This window comes from Staphylococcus sp. HMSC070D05 (assembly GCF_001815595.1).
GTDB classification, from domain to species: domain Bacteria; phylum Bacillota; class Bacilli; order Staphylococcales; family Staphylococcaceae; genus Staphylococcus; species Staphylococcus hominis.
The window spans coordinates 26,586-40,914 of sequence record NZ_KV821100.1 but is presented as its reverse complement, the minus strand read 5'-3'; the positions used below and the strand labels follow the sequence as shown (position 1 = coordinate 40,914).

The following is a 14,329-nucleotide window of genomic DNA, read 5'->3' as shown; positions in this document are numbered from 1 at the left end:
GGCTAATTTGTTAGGAATTATGTCCCACCCTCCTCTTTTATAGCCATAATTCATATAATTTGATTTTGTTTTCTGTAGAATAATTTCATTCTAATATTTATAAAAGCTGTTTCATAATTCTTTATATCTATAACGCCGTTCTTTAAATTGTTCTGTCTCTTTAGATATTTTATTGTAGATCATTTTGACTCTATGCTTACAATTTTATATCAATAGATTTGTCGTATTAGATGTATCATTTTTTTCTACAAAATTTAAATATAATGTTAAAAATTTCTCTTCTTCTTCTACATGAGGTGCATGCCCTGATTCATTAAATAATGCATAATTGATATTTTTAAATTGATTTTCAAACTGTTGATGCTCTTTATTAATAATAATTGGATCATAACGTCCATCTACTATCATAGTTGGAACATTGATATCATACGTGATTGTATTTGATTGATTCTTTATATCTAATAAGGCTCTTAATGCTACTGCACTATCTTCATCATCTTGTTTACTATATAAACGTTGACGTTGAAACCACTTCATTGCAACATCACTTTTCTTATAAATATATGGAAATAATATAAGTAACGCTTCAGATTTATTGAACCCCGCTACTTTATCTTGGTGCTCAATCATTAATTTTGTAAAACCATGAATAATATCTTCAGATTTAGAAGATATAATTGTTAAAGATCGCACTTTATCTTTATATTTTTCGGTAAAGGCTTGTGCAATCATTCCACCCATATCATGCCCTAATAAATGTGCGCTTTTAATATCTAATTGCTGCATTAACATATTTAAATCTTTAATGTGATCATTTAAGTTATAACTCATAGGATGTGTAGATTTTCCATGACCTCTCACATCGTAAACAATGACTCTATGGTGTTTTCTCAATTCTTTTTTTAATGAGTAAAACGCAGCTAAATTACCATCTAAACCATGGATTAAAATAATGGGAATGCCTGTACCTGCATCTTGATAAGCTATCTTTATTTGATTAGACGTTTCAATTTTTTTCATATCGGCACCTCCCTTAGTATATACTATACCCACTAAAAAATATTTAACGCTATAAACATGTATACAATTAATTATTTTTTTATTTAAAAATTTTTATATAATTTAAATATAAAAACTCAACCTTATTAATCATGGTTGAGTTAAAATCATATATTTTATTAAATACTTCTTCTAGATGATAATCGTATAGTATATGTAACAATTAACACGACAATAATAATCCAAATGATAAGTGAAACTGTTTGAGCGACATTTGAATTTACAATAACAGCATCAATCGTCTTTTGAGAGAATAATAAACCTACTGCTGTATATTCTAATCTTTTAAAAATGACCCCGCATAAACTCATCACAAGTCCCATAAAGAAAATAAATTGATGACTATACATAGTAATAGGAACAATGCCTATAGTGAGATTAAGTGCACGCATGATAATAAGAATTAAGGCAATAATTGCAATCATATAGCCTATGATTATCTCCGTGCGATTACTATATAAATATTTTTTTCGAGCAATTTGTATATGAATAAAAATAGTAATCGGGAAAATAACCATACAATAAAACAAAGATAATATGGTTGCAGCTTGGAATGGAACGTATTGCTTATCATATAAATACGAAATTAAAATAAAATTGATAATAAAAAATATAATAGGATTCAATTGTAAACCAAATAAATTTCGTTGAATAATTAGGATAATTTGGGCCGTTGCTTTCCCCCTAAAATCAAGATAATCTTGCTTTTTTTCTTCAGATTTTTTAAAGTCATTACGTATATTTTCTTTAATGTCATCGATAAGTTTAGGGGGCATACCTTTATGAGTAAAATAATCATTCACATTTTCAAGTAATAATTTATCGTTTAATCGCATATGTTGCTCCTTTATCGAATGCAAGTTTTAAAATACATTCAATTCATTCATTTCAACATTTTATCATAGATTTCAATTGATTTCTTTTCGTAAAAAAGAAGTAGGATAACGAATTCCATCTGGAATTCGTTATCCTACTTCTATATATTTCATTATCTTTTAAATGAAATCGATGATACGTAACTTTAACTAACTACTTCATTACATTATTTATTAATGTCAATACGATATAATTTTAATACTTTGTCTTTAGGTGAGCTTGAACCAAATTGATAGCTTGTTTTACCGTTTTGAATGTAAGCAAAATTGCCGCTTACACTATTATATTGAACACGTTTAATGGCTTTTTTACCTACACTTTGTGCTACTTTTTGATAAGTTGGACCATTAGCTTGATTATAAGTCATTGATACTCTAGTTACATAACCAGTATTTTTTTTACCGATTGCAGTAACAACTAATACGCCTTTGTTTGTATGGAATTCATAGTATTTTTCTTGATTATTTGGATTATATGAATAAATAGGTGTGCCATAGTGATTAATAACATTTTTAATTGATTCACCTATCGTCACATTTTCTAATGTTTTTTGACCTTGAGTTAATTGTTGTACAGTCTGAATCGAATTACCACTAGCTGCTTCAGCATGATTATAGCCTACTCCTGTCATTACTAGTCCAGAAACTAATAGGGCTGTTGCTAACTTTTTCATAAGCACTCGCTCCTTTTTCTTTTATGCTTAATTACAGTATACCCTATTTATTATCAAAATAACAGAATTATTACAAAAACATTACAAAATATTTCATTTTTATAATCAATTCATATTGGTAAATAATATTATTTAGTGTTGAGGCATATGTTTTTTTATAAAAGGTGTCACATCATGGATAAACTTCTCTTGTTCTTCTTCAAAAGGATACATGCTTGACTGCGAATACACTTCGAAATGTACATTCCCTATTAAATCTGCTACTTCTTTAGATTCAAGAGATGTTATTCTTTCGCCATACTCACTTGCAACTATAAATGTAGGCTTAGTGATATACTCAAATACTTCTGCAATTCCTTTTTGTTTGAATACTTCATCTACTGCTTCTGTCTCTTCTTTAGTAGAAATTGCATTAGTGTCTTCGACGTTTTTTAAGAACTTATTAACTTTACGATATTTATAATAGCGATGTTTATCTAAAAACTTCTCTTGTTTATCTTCATTCCAGTTACGGATTTTATGTGCGTATTTTCTAAACAATCGTTCTTCTGGTAACTCTCCTTCAATAGATGTCGGATTAATCATTGTTAAAGAAGATACATATTCTGGATATTGCTTTGATAAATGCGCAATAATTGTAGCACCCATTTCATGACCAATAAAAGCTGCCTGATCTATATAGAGATAATCTAATAATAAAATAATATCCTCTGCAAATTCATTGAACTTAATATGTCGTGGTTTATCTGAATATCCATGACCACGTAAATCCAATAATACGACTTGAAATGTTTTTGAAAGTGCATGAGCTAAATTTTGAAAGATTGAAGCATTTTCAAATGCAGTATGTACAAGCACTACTGGATACCCTTGTCCCATAGTATTGTAATTTAATGTAAATCCGCCTTTTCTAGTAAATAATTCCATTTAATTATCTCCTTTTTTTTGTTTATTTATGGATAAAATCGTTAAGAGCTCTTCTATTGTTGTAATAATATAATCTACTTCTTCTTCTAAAGGTTCTAATTCAGCATTTTCTTGTTTATACCAAACACTTACCATTCCCATAGCACGTGCAGGAGCAACATCATTTAAGGCATCATCTCCAACATACATAATTTTTTCTGGTAAGACGCCAAGTTGATTAATCATATCTTCAAAAATACGTGGGTGAGGTTTGCGATAACCTACTGTTTCAGAAGTTGATAAATAATTAATCGCGTGTTCTATTCCTAATGAATAAATCCGAAATTGTTTAATCTTTGATTTTCCGTTTGCAATTACACCTAGTAAATAATCATGCTCTGATAACTTTTCCAGTGTGTATAATGTATCGTAGTATGGAAATACATACCGATAGAAATGCATTTCAAAGTCATGAAATAAATCTTTCCATGTCAATCTATCGATGTGAAATTGTTTTATTATCTCTTTATATACATAGGGTTTATCGTTATCTTCATCATCATCTAATTCTATAAACTTACGTTTAAAGTCAGCAAGTTGTACATGTACAAAATAATCATGAAAACGTTCATATTGTTCTTCTATAAATTTATCTCGAGACTTAGTTCTATCCAATAATGTTCCTTCTAAATCGAACACAACTGCTTTTATTTGGTTTAAGTCCATTTTTATTTACCTCTTATCAATATAATTATTCTTAATTTAATACTTTTTGTTCACTTCACTAACGTGTTGTATTAGATTGAGTGACTAAAATATAAAATAATATGGGTATCCCAACAAGTGATAAAATAATACTTGCTGGAATCTGCACTGGATTGATAACCATCTTTCCTATAACATCAGCGAATAGCATCGTTAACGCACCTATCATGATATTTAATGTCATTTGTATAGCAAGACTATATTGAAAATAATATCGTCTAATTAATTGAGGTACAATGATGCCAATAAAACCTATAACACCTATAAACGCTACTGCTATAGCTGTCATAATAGACGTTAACAAAAGTACAATAAATGTTATCCATTGCACATTTAACCCTAGAGACTTACTTTTAGCTTCTCCTAATTGCATGAGCTTAATTGGTGTAACTAAACTATATATCACAATAATGATTGGCAAAGAAACCATGGTAATATAAACGAGCTCATTCATTTCGGCATTCGCAAATCCTCCGAAATAATAGGCTAACATACGATTCATACGTTCTGGTTTAATGAGTGTAAGTATATATATTAATGCATTAAAAAATGCGCCTACCATAAGTCCAGATATGATGAGTACTCTAATTGGAAAATTTCTAGACAATACGATTGTCATTATAACAACAAGTAAAAGTGTCGTGATACTAAAAATGATAGAAAAAATTGGAATAAATAGAAAAGATACACCTAAAAATATAGCTAAACTTGACCCAAACGTCGCTCCACTCGCTAAACCAAGTGTAAAGCTATCTGCTAAAGGATTATTTAATACCGTTTGAAATAATTGACCCGTAAACGTTAATATAGCTCCTACTATAAGCGCCTCAAATGTTCTAGGAACTCTAACTTTAAAAAAAATCATTTGATTAAATGCTTGATGTAATGATCCTAAATCCCAAAAAAGACTTATAGTTATGATGATACACAAGCAAAGTGTCCAAACTGAAAAGGTTAAATATAGATGTCGTTTCATTTCCACTCACATTTCAATTATTATTTATTTCCTATACTACAATGAATATATCCTTACTACTAATTAAAATAAGATTACAAAATGATTCTTTCTCTGTTTTGCTAAACTTACAAGACTCTATGTTGTATAAAAAGCCTACAACATTGTCAATATCGTTGTAGGCTTTTGAAAAGTCTCTCATTTTAACGTTTATAAATTGCATCACGTAATTCTTTCATACCCTCATCAATACGAGGTCCCGGTCGTGAAATTTCGTCACCATTTACTGTTTCAACACGTTCATTTTTTACTGCGTTGACTTCAGAGAAACCATCACGTTTTTTTATCACTTCATAATATTCTTTTTTTGAAATCCCTTCAGTTGAAATTAAAATATCAGGATTTTTTCTAATAATACTTTCTTTATCTACTGCTTTCCATCCACTAACATTTGAAAATACATTTTTTGTATCTAGTTTTTCTATCATATCATTGAAAAAGGTTTCTTTTCCTGCTGTATATATTTCAGGTTTTGAAGACACTTCTATAAAAACGCTCTGTTTTTTATGATGTGCTGGAATTGATTCAATTACTTTTTGAACATTATCTTTTGTTTCTTTGACTAACTGTTTCGCCTCTTTTTCATGATGCGTCACTTTACCTACTTGCTCAAATGAATCGTAGACTTGATTTAAAGACTGAGCGTCTTTAACATATACTACCTTCACACCACTATCAGCTAAACTATCAAGTGTTTTTTTAGCAGATGATTTTTGAGATTCATGAGCTAAAATCAAATCAGGTTTAGCTTTTAAAAGTGCTTCTTTATTTAAGTTCATTGCATCAAATTGTTGCTTGCCTTTTTTCACGTTTTTTGGATAATCATCAACTGTTGATACACCTATAATATTTTTTCCAAGACCAAGTCTATATAATATTTCAGTATTACTTGGAATCAAAGATATAATACGATGATATGTATGAGTATTATCATTGTGATCCATTGTTTCTTGCTCAGTTGAGTGCGTAGAATGATGTCCTTTTTCACTCGATTGGTTTTGTCCACACGCTGCTAAAACTAATACTAATGTAAATAAAATAATCCACAGCTTCTTATTGTTCATTTATAAACCATACCTTCCTTTCACAATTTTGTTTATTTCATATATTTATCATACCAAATTATTTATATCATTAATTTAATTCTATAAATTTTTATTGTGTAATTTTATATTATTGGTTAAACTTAATGATTTAATTCTATTTCAAAATAAAAAAAGAAGGAAACAGATTTCAAAATACATTCTGTATCCTTCCTTTTTTCATATTATACAGTAGCTATTTTAGGATTTGGACCATACTTATTTGTCCCCTCATCACTATCTTTTATTGTAAATGCAAAAGTGATCACAAGAATAATAAGTAAGACTAAAGACATCGCTGCCACCATAATTCCTGATTCAAGCGCAATCATTCCGTTGAAAAAACCATCAATTGAAATACCGTATGTTCTATCTACAATACTTGAAATTTTTCTAATTAATGTAAATATTAAAATAATAAGAGGCAGAACCAATGTGTGCCCTGTATCATGTAAACGACGCACCGTCATCGTAAACGTTCCTATGAAAATAATAATATCAATGATTTCATACACAATATCAAAAAATGTATGCCCTCCATTTAACCCCAAAGTAATGATATTAAAAAGTAAACTAATGATCACTAAAATAATACAATTAGCTAAAATAGCAAACCAATAATGACGTCTTCTAGTTCGACTTTTTACATTAAAATAATTTTGCCAAAATAATTTGAATGCTTCTATCATGTTTAAGCTCCTTTTATTCATCAGATATATTATACATATATCATTACATATTATAGAACTTAAAAACATCTTTTATTAAATATCATTTCGAATCGCATCAGCAATATACTGATTTAAATTATCATGTCGTTTGTTATTAATTGTTTTAGCAAATCGCTCATCATTTTCATAAATCGAGGCAATATATTCTAAAAATTGTTCATCTACGTTAGGTACTTGTGTTTGAAGAATATCTTTTAGTTCAGAAATAGCTTGTTTAACCTGTATATGATTGATTTTATAGTTTGCAATGAATAATTCATTCATTTTATCAAAGAATGAATGTAACCTCTCCATTGTTCTCTTATTATTTTGTTGTTTTTCTGTAGAATTCAATTGTTTTTGATTCTCTTTAAAAGCTTGATAATAAGGAGTATGACTATATTTCATTTCAGCTTCTTTCTCATATTGATTTTGTATATTATCATTATTCCATTTACTCATATTAATCTCCTCTTTTCTATGATTAACGAGATGATGATTAAGAAAATGAATCATTTTGTTTAATTGATCTCTTTGTGCAACAATACACTGATAATTATTTTCTAATATTATATTTTTCTCTTCTATACTGTTACTAAAATAAAGTTGAATATCTGCTAATGATACATTAAGCTCCCTTAGAAATTGAATGGTCTGTAATTTAGAGATATCCTTAGAAGAATAATAGCGATAACCATTAGATGCAATATAAGTTGGCACAAGCAACTCAATTTCATGGTAATAATGAAGTGTGCGTTTAGTTACTTCGGTAATATGACTTACGTCACTGGGTGTAAAATATACCTGATTTTCCATTCTGACATCCTACCTTTTTCTTAATCTATTTGATTTACTTCTCTTTTCATCTCTCTATAAAAGAGACTAAGCTATGACGTCACGTTAAGGTCAATCCATATTTGTAAAATATGGATCTAAGAAATGATATCTTTGTTCAATGGAGCCATTAAAATAATTTTTCCCAAAATTATCTAGTAAAGCATGAAATTCATTTGCATCTTGATTTGTAAAGTTTGAAGGTAATTCAACATGTCTTTTTAATTTATCGTAATTCTCAGTATTAGCATAACCGAGTTTTCTATATAACCGACGTGTATAATGATCAGGAATAAATTCAACCCTCTCAAAAATGTAGACTAGCAATACATCTGCTGTTTCACTTCCAATACCATGTAGTTTAAGTAATTCATTTCTTAAATGTTCTCCATATACTTCATTAATTTTGCAATAATCAAACTGATATTGATTTAACCAGTTGAATAATGTAGAAATTGCTTTTGCTTTATTGTTATAGAAACCACTAGAGCGGATTAATATTTTTAGTTCTTCTATCGGCAGATCTAATATGTTTTGAGGTTCAAAATGGGTTGCTTCTTTCAGCCGTCTAAGAGAAAGTGCAGCATTATTCCAGTTTGTATTTTGAACTAATATAGCACCTAATATAATCTCTTCACGTGTATCTGCTGGCCACCATCCTTGAGGACCCATATGTTTTAATAATGCTTTGTAAAGTTGTTCTGTAGTCATCATTGACATCTTTTTACCTTTCTATAAAAAATAAACACCTTCACAAATAAATATTCGTAAAGGTGCTTTTAATTTAAAAGTATTTATATTACATTGATTCTGGTGCTGATACACCCACTAATGCTAATGCATTATGTAATGTAATTTTAACAGCTTCAATAAGAGCAACATGTGCGTTTGTTTTTTCAATATCATCAGATAATACCTTTTCAGCATTATAGAATTTATGGAATGCTGAAGCTAGGTCTTGAATATAATTAGTTAATCGATGTGGTGCACGACTTTCAGCAGCACTCTCAATTGTAGGCTCAAACTCTGCTACTTTCTTCAATAAATCAATCGCTTTTTCATTTGTAATGGTACTAAAATCAGCGTTTTTGTCTATTTCAATCCCTTTTTCTTTAGCTTGTTTTAAAATTGAACAAATACGTGCATGTGCATATTGTGCATAATAAATTGGATTATCTTGAGATTGCTCTTTTGCAAGTTCCAAATCAAAATCAAAGTGCGAATCAGGACTACGCATTGTTAAGAAATAGCGCGCCGCATCAATGCCTACTTCATCCATAATTTCACGTAACGTAATTGCATTACCTGTACGTTTACTCATTTTAACTTCTTCACCATTTTGCATTAAACGAACCATTTGCATAATTTGAATTTCTAAACGATCGCTATCTACACCAAATGTTTCTAAACTTGCTTTTAAACGATTAATATAACCATGATGATCTGCACCCATTAAATCAATTAAAATATCATTGCCACGATTAATTTTATTGTAGTGATACGCTGTATCAGGTGTAAAGTACGTATAGTTACCATCTTTTTTGATTAGTACTCTATCTTTATCATCCTTAAAGTCTGACGTACGTAACCAAGTGGCACCATCTGCTTCATACGTATAGCCTAACTCATGCATTTTTTCTAATGTATGATCAATCGCACCATTTTCGTATAGTGATGTTTCACTAAACCAATTATCAAAATGAACATTGAAATCTGATAAATCTTTTTTCAATTTATCCATTTCATAATCAACACCCAGTTGTCTAAATGTTTTTAAGCGTTCTTCATCAGAGTAATCTTTCATTTCCGGATGTTTTTTGGCTAAGTCTTTACCAATTTCGACAATGTCTTTACCATTATAGCCATCTGCTGGCATTTCATGGCTTGTATCCCCTAATGCCTCAAAGAAACGTGTTTCAATTGAACGTGCTAAATTTGTAATTTGATTACCAGCATCATTAATATAATATTCACGTGTTACATCGTAACCAGCTGCAATTAAAATATTTGCTAGTGAATCACCTACAGCAGCATTTCGAGCATGTCCAATATGTAAGTCACCAGTTGGATTTGCTGATACATATTCTAATAATATTTTTTTGTTTTTTGGTTCTTCCGCATAACCAAATTTATCACCTTTTTGAATTGCTTCTGAGATGATAGCTGTTAAATATTGATTATCTAGATAAAAGTTGATAAATCCTGGGCCAGCGATATCTACTTGTTTTACGTTTGCTTTACTTGTATCTAAATTGTCTACAATAGCTTGAGCAATATCACGGGGATTACGTTTAGCAATTTTAGTTAAGACCATTGCAATATTAGTAGAATAGTCTCCATTTTTAGTATCTTTAGGAATTTCAACTTTAATTTCTGGAATCTCTTCTGCTAGATTTGCTTTTTTAATACTTGCTTCAATTTCTTGTATTAAAGTTTTCTTTACTTTTTCAATAATATTCATTCGCCTATCTCCTTATATTTAATTTCATATTGATATGAGCCCATTTTTTCATCATTTTGATGTAATTCGTATTGTATTTTTAATTTTCCACTATTTTCATTTACAAAATGTAAAATACTCTTAGTTCTTACTATTAATGGAATGCGTCCTGCTGGTATAGCGTAAAATGTTGTAGTGTCCTTACCTTCAATGAAGTGTAAGTTCATATTGATATCACCTTTACGTATCAACTTCACGCCATTGTCTTCAATTTTAATTGTTACATTGACAACTGCATTTTCAATTTGTTCTTGATATCGAATATAATCGGCATGTTTTTGTTGCCATAATCCTTGAGAAGAAAATTCAAACGTTTGTTTTTCTCCATTTTGTTTTAAGACTTGTTTCGTTTGAATGTGTATATTCTTATCCAACGTCTGACTCACCTTAATCTTTAAAATATTACACCACATTATAGCATAAATCCTATAGTGCTTGAAGTTAACAAAATTCTATCAACATTAGTTAAATAGTTATGATAAAAACGAGAGTAAAACAAAAGTCATTTTGCGTTCATCGTTCCATTTAAGTCCTTCCCCAAAATTACGTTGTTCGTTGACTTTCTCTTTGAAAGTCTTTGTGTTGGGGCCTCGCTACATTAATATCCTGTGTTTTTAATTTAATCATCTACTTCTATATAATGAAAAAGAGTCTAAGACGCTTATTTTTTTAAGTCTCAGACTCGATTTTTTCAAGGTATTATGTTTTGAATGTCACCATTAGTATCATGGTATTACTTTTTTCTTTCTAATATGTCTGCTTTTGATTCAAGTTCAACAATATCATAATGATACTTTTCTAAAAGTGTTCTATATTTATAGAAGAAAATGATGCCGAAACAGATTGATGATACAAATAATAAGATATTTTTCATTTGTTGTCCTCTTTACTCCATAACTTAGATATAATCTTTTAAATAATTATATCATTAAATAACATTTTTATACATTTCTTAATAACTAAACTAGCTTAGCTGTACCTTATTTCCCAGGAGTAAATACTTTTTCGTCACTATTTTCTGGATAATAATAACCATTAGGGATCTCTTGCAATTCAATTAATGCATTAAAAGGCGCTTTGATATAAACGTTTTTCCTGCCTTTAGTATCTTCATAAATTGAATTATCATGTGTTTCAGACAAAGGCTCAGCTCCTACACGCTTGTCATCTTCGAGTACATCTTCAATGTAATCTACCATTAATGATATATGATTAAAGCCTAAATCTTCTAATTTAAGCAGAAATTTTAAAAGATATACTATTAGCAAACTTTGACGTTCACAGCGAACTGACTACACCGACAGGCGCAGCAATTGCTAAAAGTTTAGTGACAGAATTCGGTCCTTTTCCAGCTGCTACAATGCATCATATCGGGTACGGCGCTGGGACTAAAAATTTTGATTTTCCAAATGTAATTAGAGCAATTCAATTTACAGATAATGAGACAAGTTATGATCAAGTACAAGTGTTAGAATGTCAAATTGATGATATGACACCAGAAATGTTAGGTCATTTTATGAATACTGCATTACAAAACGATGTATTAGACATATACTATTCCCCTATTATTATGAAAAAGAATCGACCAGCTACTCAGTTAACTATTATTTGTAAAGTTGAAGATAAATTGCGTATTGAAGATATGATATTAAAACATACATCATCACTTGGCGTACGTAGTTATAAAGTGAATCGTCGAATTTTAGATAGAATATTTCGTGATATTCAAACGCCATATGGAAATGTTTCAATTAAACTTTCTTTAAAAAATGGAAAAATTTTTAAAATAAAGCCTGAATATGAAGATTTAAGAGTTATTAGTAAACAAACTGAACAATCTTTTCAACAGATTTATCATCATGTAATGAAATCAGTTTATCAGTTTTATAATGTTGGAGATACTTTAGAAAATTAAAAACTCGAGATACTCAGTCATTTAATCTGCACTACTGAGTGTCTCGAGTTTTTTCTAATCAAATGCCTTGAATAACGCTTCGTTTGAATTATTCCACATCGTTTCATTATGGGATATTAAAAAATCTTTTAATACTTTTTTATTTTCTTCACCAATTTGATCAATAATAACTTGATGTTTCATAGACTTATCCATCATATTGACATGTTCTGGCATACTCTTATAACCTCGACGAATACTTTTATTTACAAGTAAATAACATGCAGTGACGCCCGCGTAATAAGGACCATTTTCATCACGTTCAGTGGTCACCCAACATAACCAATATTCCTTAGCTTCTGGACCTTCCACTGATTCTTTATCAGTAATCCACTTTACGCCCTTTTCCACTTCCGCACGTGCATGCATACCGCCAATATCAACAAATGTTTCTTTACTTGCAATATCGATAAATACAGGTGCAATATTGTCTAAACTAATCGCTCCTATATTCGTACCTTTATGACCATCTAGAGGATCATTTTTTATAATATTAAATTTAAAACCTTTATTTTCTGCCACGATGATTCCTCCAATATTTCTTTACTTTTTCACACTTGCAATTAACTAATAACGTATATTATCATCAAATATTTAATTTAATTCATTCAATAAATTAATAATTGAACCTTTCACTTCTGGATCGTTAATATTAAGAATCATTTCTTTAGGATAGTATAGTTTATAGTCTTCTCGATTAATCCCAGTAATACTTGAAATGACTAACGATTGGCTACTAATTTCTTTAATACTACCATTTCGTCTTAACAAATGGATAGGTTGTCGATTAGAACCAGGTCGATCATAATCATATGGTAAATCTGAAAAAGCTTCACTAACAAAATAATATTCTGGATCAATGCCACCTTCAATAAATAAATCCTGTAATTCAGTAATTGTAATAATCGAACCATCAAATGGAATATACTTAAAGAGATCACGATTAATAAATCGACGCGCTAAATCACTTAAAATATCATCTTCTTCGTGTATCCATTTCTTCAAATAAAATAGTACCGTTACTTCATCTAATTCTACATACTGATCAATTGTAATTGTGCCTTCAAAAAATGGAATAAATTCTTTTGGATACATTTTAAATTGATAATCTTCCTTATAAAGCTGTTTGACTCGCTTAAGACAATTATTTAATAGTACTTCTCCACCTCGACTTACGGGATGAAAATAGATTTGCCAATACATTTGGTAACGACTCATAATAAAATTTTCTACAGCATGCATACCACTTTCTTTAATAAGTACTTCATCTTTTGACGGTCTCATTAATCGAAGTATACGCTCCATATCAAATGTACCATATGATACACCAGTGAAATAAGCATCACGTTGCAAATAGTCCATACGATCAGCATCAATTTGAGATGAAATCATGGAAATGACTAATTTATTTTTATGCGTTTTATTAATAACATCGGCTACCTCCTGAGGAAAGGTCTCAGATACTCTACTTAATACTTCGTTAACCTCAGTGTTTCCTGTAATAATTTCTTGGGTAAACGCTTCGTGATCCGTATTAAATATCTTCTCAAAACTATGTGAAAACGGCCCATGACCCAAATCATGTAATAAAGCTGCACATAAAGCAAGAGGGCGGTCTTTATTATTCCATGCTTCACGTCCAACAAATGATTCATCAATCATACGTCTTACAATTTCATAGACCCCTAAAGAGTGTCCAAAACGACTGTGTTCTGCAGTATGAAAGGCAAGATATAATGTACCTAATTGTTTAATACGACGCAAGCGCTGAAATTCTTTAGTTTTAATTAAATCCCATATCAGTTGATCTTTAACATGAACATACTTATGAATTGGGTCTTTAAATACTTTTTCTTCAGCTAATTTTCTAGTTACATAAGATGATTGTGTCAAATTCATCCTCCTCTTTCATACTTGCTTTCATCAGTAGTAATATGAAATTACATTGATTAATT

General features: G+C 29.8%; 16 protein-coding genes and 1 pseudogene. 1 reads left to right on the top strand and 16 read right to left on the bottom strand.

The features are described from left to right. Window positions 1–204 precede the first annotated feature (204 nt). The 14 genes from HMPREF3046_RS03405 to HMPREF3046_RS03345 form a co-directional block, all read right to left on the bottom strand. Window positions 205–1,020, bottom strand: coding sequence for an alpha/beta fold hydrolase (locus tag HMPREF3046_RS03405; RefSeq protein WP_064207000.1), 816 nt, complete (start codon window positions 1,018–1,020; stop codon window positions 205–207). 158 nt (window positions 1,021–1,178) lie between these two features. Continuing rightward, window positions 1,179–1,895, bottom strand: coding sequence for a hypothetical protein (locus HMPREF3046_RS03400; RefSeq protein WP_070716443.1), 717 nt, complete (start codon window positions 1,893–1,895; stop codon window positions 1,179–1,181). A gap of 206 nt (window positions 1,896–2,101) precedes the next feature. After that, a complete protein-coding gene (locus HMPREF3046_RS03395) occupies window positions 2,102–2,608 on the bottom strand; it encodes an SA0570 family protein (RefSeq protein WP_002448912.1) in 507 nt (168 codons plus the stop codon). Window positions 2,609–2,740: 132 nt separating this feature from the next. Next, entirely contained in the window at window positions 2,741–3,535 is a 795-nt protein-coding gene (locus HMPREF3046_RS03390; protein WP_064206998.1) for an alpha/beta fold hydrolase, read from the bottom strand. After that, window positions 3,536–4,240, bottom strand: coding sequence for an HAD family hydrolase (locus HMPREF3046_RS03385; protein WP_064206997.1), 705 nt, complete (start codon window positions 4,238–4,240; stop codon window positions 3,536–3,538). It lies immediately after the preceding gene. Window positions 4,241–4,298: 58 nt separating this feature from the next. Continuing rightward, complete coding sequence (locus HMPREF3046_RS03380) at window positions 4,299–5,255, bottom strand: FecCD family ABC transporter permease (protein WP_070716440.1); 957 nt, start codon at window positions 5,253–5,255, stop codon at window positions 4,299–4,301. Between the two features lie 182 nt (window positions 5,256–5,437). Next, window positions 5,438–6,358, bottom strand: coding sequence for an ABC transporter substrate-binding protein (locus HMPREF3046_RS03375; RefSeq protein WP_070716438.1), 921 nt, complete (start codon window positions 6,356–6,358; stop codon window positions 5,438–5,440). A gap of 203 nt (window positions 6,359–6,561) precedes the next feature. Then, window positions 6,562–7,065: a DUF805 domain-containing protein gene (locus HMPREF3046_RS03370; protein ID WP_070716437.1), complete on the bottom strand. Its 504-nt coding sequence runs from the start codon at window positions 7,063–7,065 to the stop codon at window positions 6,562–6,564. A 75-nt stretch (window positions 7,066–7,140) separates the two neighbouring features. Beyond that, complete coding sequence (locus tag HMPREF3046_RS03365) at window positions 7,141–7,902, bottom strand: MerR family transcriptional regulator (protein ID WP_070716435.1); 762 nt, start codon at window positions 7,900–7,902, stop codon at window positions 7,141–7,143. A 90-nt stretch (window positions 7,903–7,992) separates the two neighbouring features. Further along, window positions 7,993–8,640, bottom strand: a complete 648-nt coding sequence (locus HMPREF3046_RS03360; protein WP_002448894.1) for an endonuclease III domain-containing protein — start codon at window positions 8,638–8,640, stop codon at window positions 7,993–7,995. Window positions 8,641–8,719: 79 nt separating this feature from the next. Continuing rightward, window positions 8,720–10,381, bottom strand: coding sequence for an arginine--tRNA ligase (argS, locus tag HMPREF3046_RS03355; protein WP_070716434.1), 1,662 nt, complete (start codon window positions 10,379–10,381; stop codon window positions 8,720–8,722). Further along, window positions 10,378–10,794 carry a YwiB family protein gene (locus HMPREF3046_RS03350; protein WP_064206990.1) on the bottom strand — a complete coding sequence of 139 codons (417 nt, stop codon included), beginning with the start codon at window positions 10,792–10,794 and terminating at the stop codon, window positions 10,378–10,380. Before HMPREF3046_RS03350 ends, argS begins: the two co-directional genes overlap by 4 nt. A 359-nt stretch (window positions 10,795–11,153) precedes the next feature. After that, window positions 11,154–11,294 (bottom strand): hypothetical protein, encoded by a 141-nt coding sequence (locus tag HMPREF3046_RS11305; RefSeq protein ID WP_175936971.1) that lies wholly within the window; start codon window positions 11,292–11,294, stop codon window positions 11,154–11,156. A gap of 106 nt (window positions 11,295–11,400) precedes the next feature. Then, a complete protein-coding gene (locus HMPREF3046_RS03345; RefSeq protein WP_070716432.1) occupies window positions 11,401–11,619 on the bottom strand; it encodes a VOC family protein in 219 nt (72 codons plus the stop codon). A gap of 38 nt (window positions 11,620–11,657) precedes the next feature. Here HMPREF3046_RS03345 and HMPREF3046_RS03340 point away from each other — a divergent pair. Further along, a pseudogene (locus HMPREF3046_RS03340) lies at window positions 11,658–12,335 on the top strand (LarC family nickel insertion protein); the annotation flags it as partial. Window positions 12,336–12,389: 54 nt separating this feature from the next. On the opposite strand, the gene HMPREF3046_RS03335 reads toward HMPREF3046_RS03340, so the two are convergent. Both HMPREF3046_RS03335 and HMPREF3046_RS03330 read right to left on the bottom strand, forming a co-directional pair. Next, window positions 12,390–12,896 (bottom strand): YwhD family protein, encoded by a 507-nt coding sequence (locus HMPREF3046_RS03335; RefSeq protein ID WP_070716430.1) that lies wholly within the window; start codon window positions 12,894–12,896, stop codon window positions 12,390–12,392. Between the two features lie 72 nt (window positions 12,897–12,968). Continuing rightward, window positions 12,969–14,273: an HD domain-containing protein gene (locus tag HMPREF3046_RS03330; RefSeq protein ID WP_175936972.1), complete on the bottom strand. Its 1,305-nt coding sequence runs from the start codon at window positions 14,271–14,273 to the stop codon at window positions 12,969–12,971. Window positions 14,274–14,329: the final 56 nt, after the last annotated feature.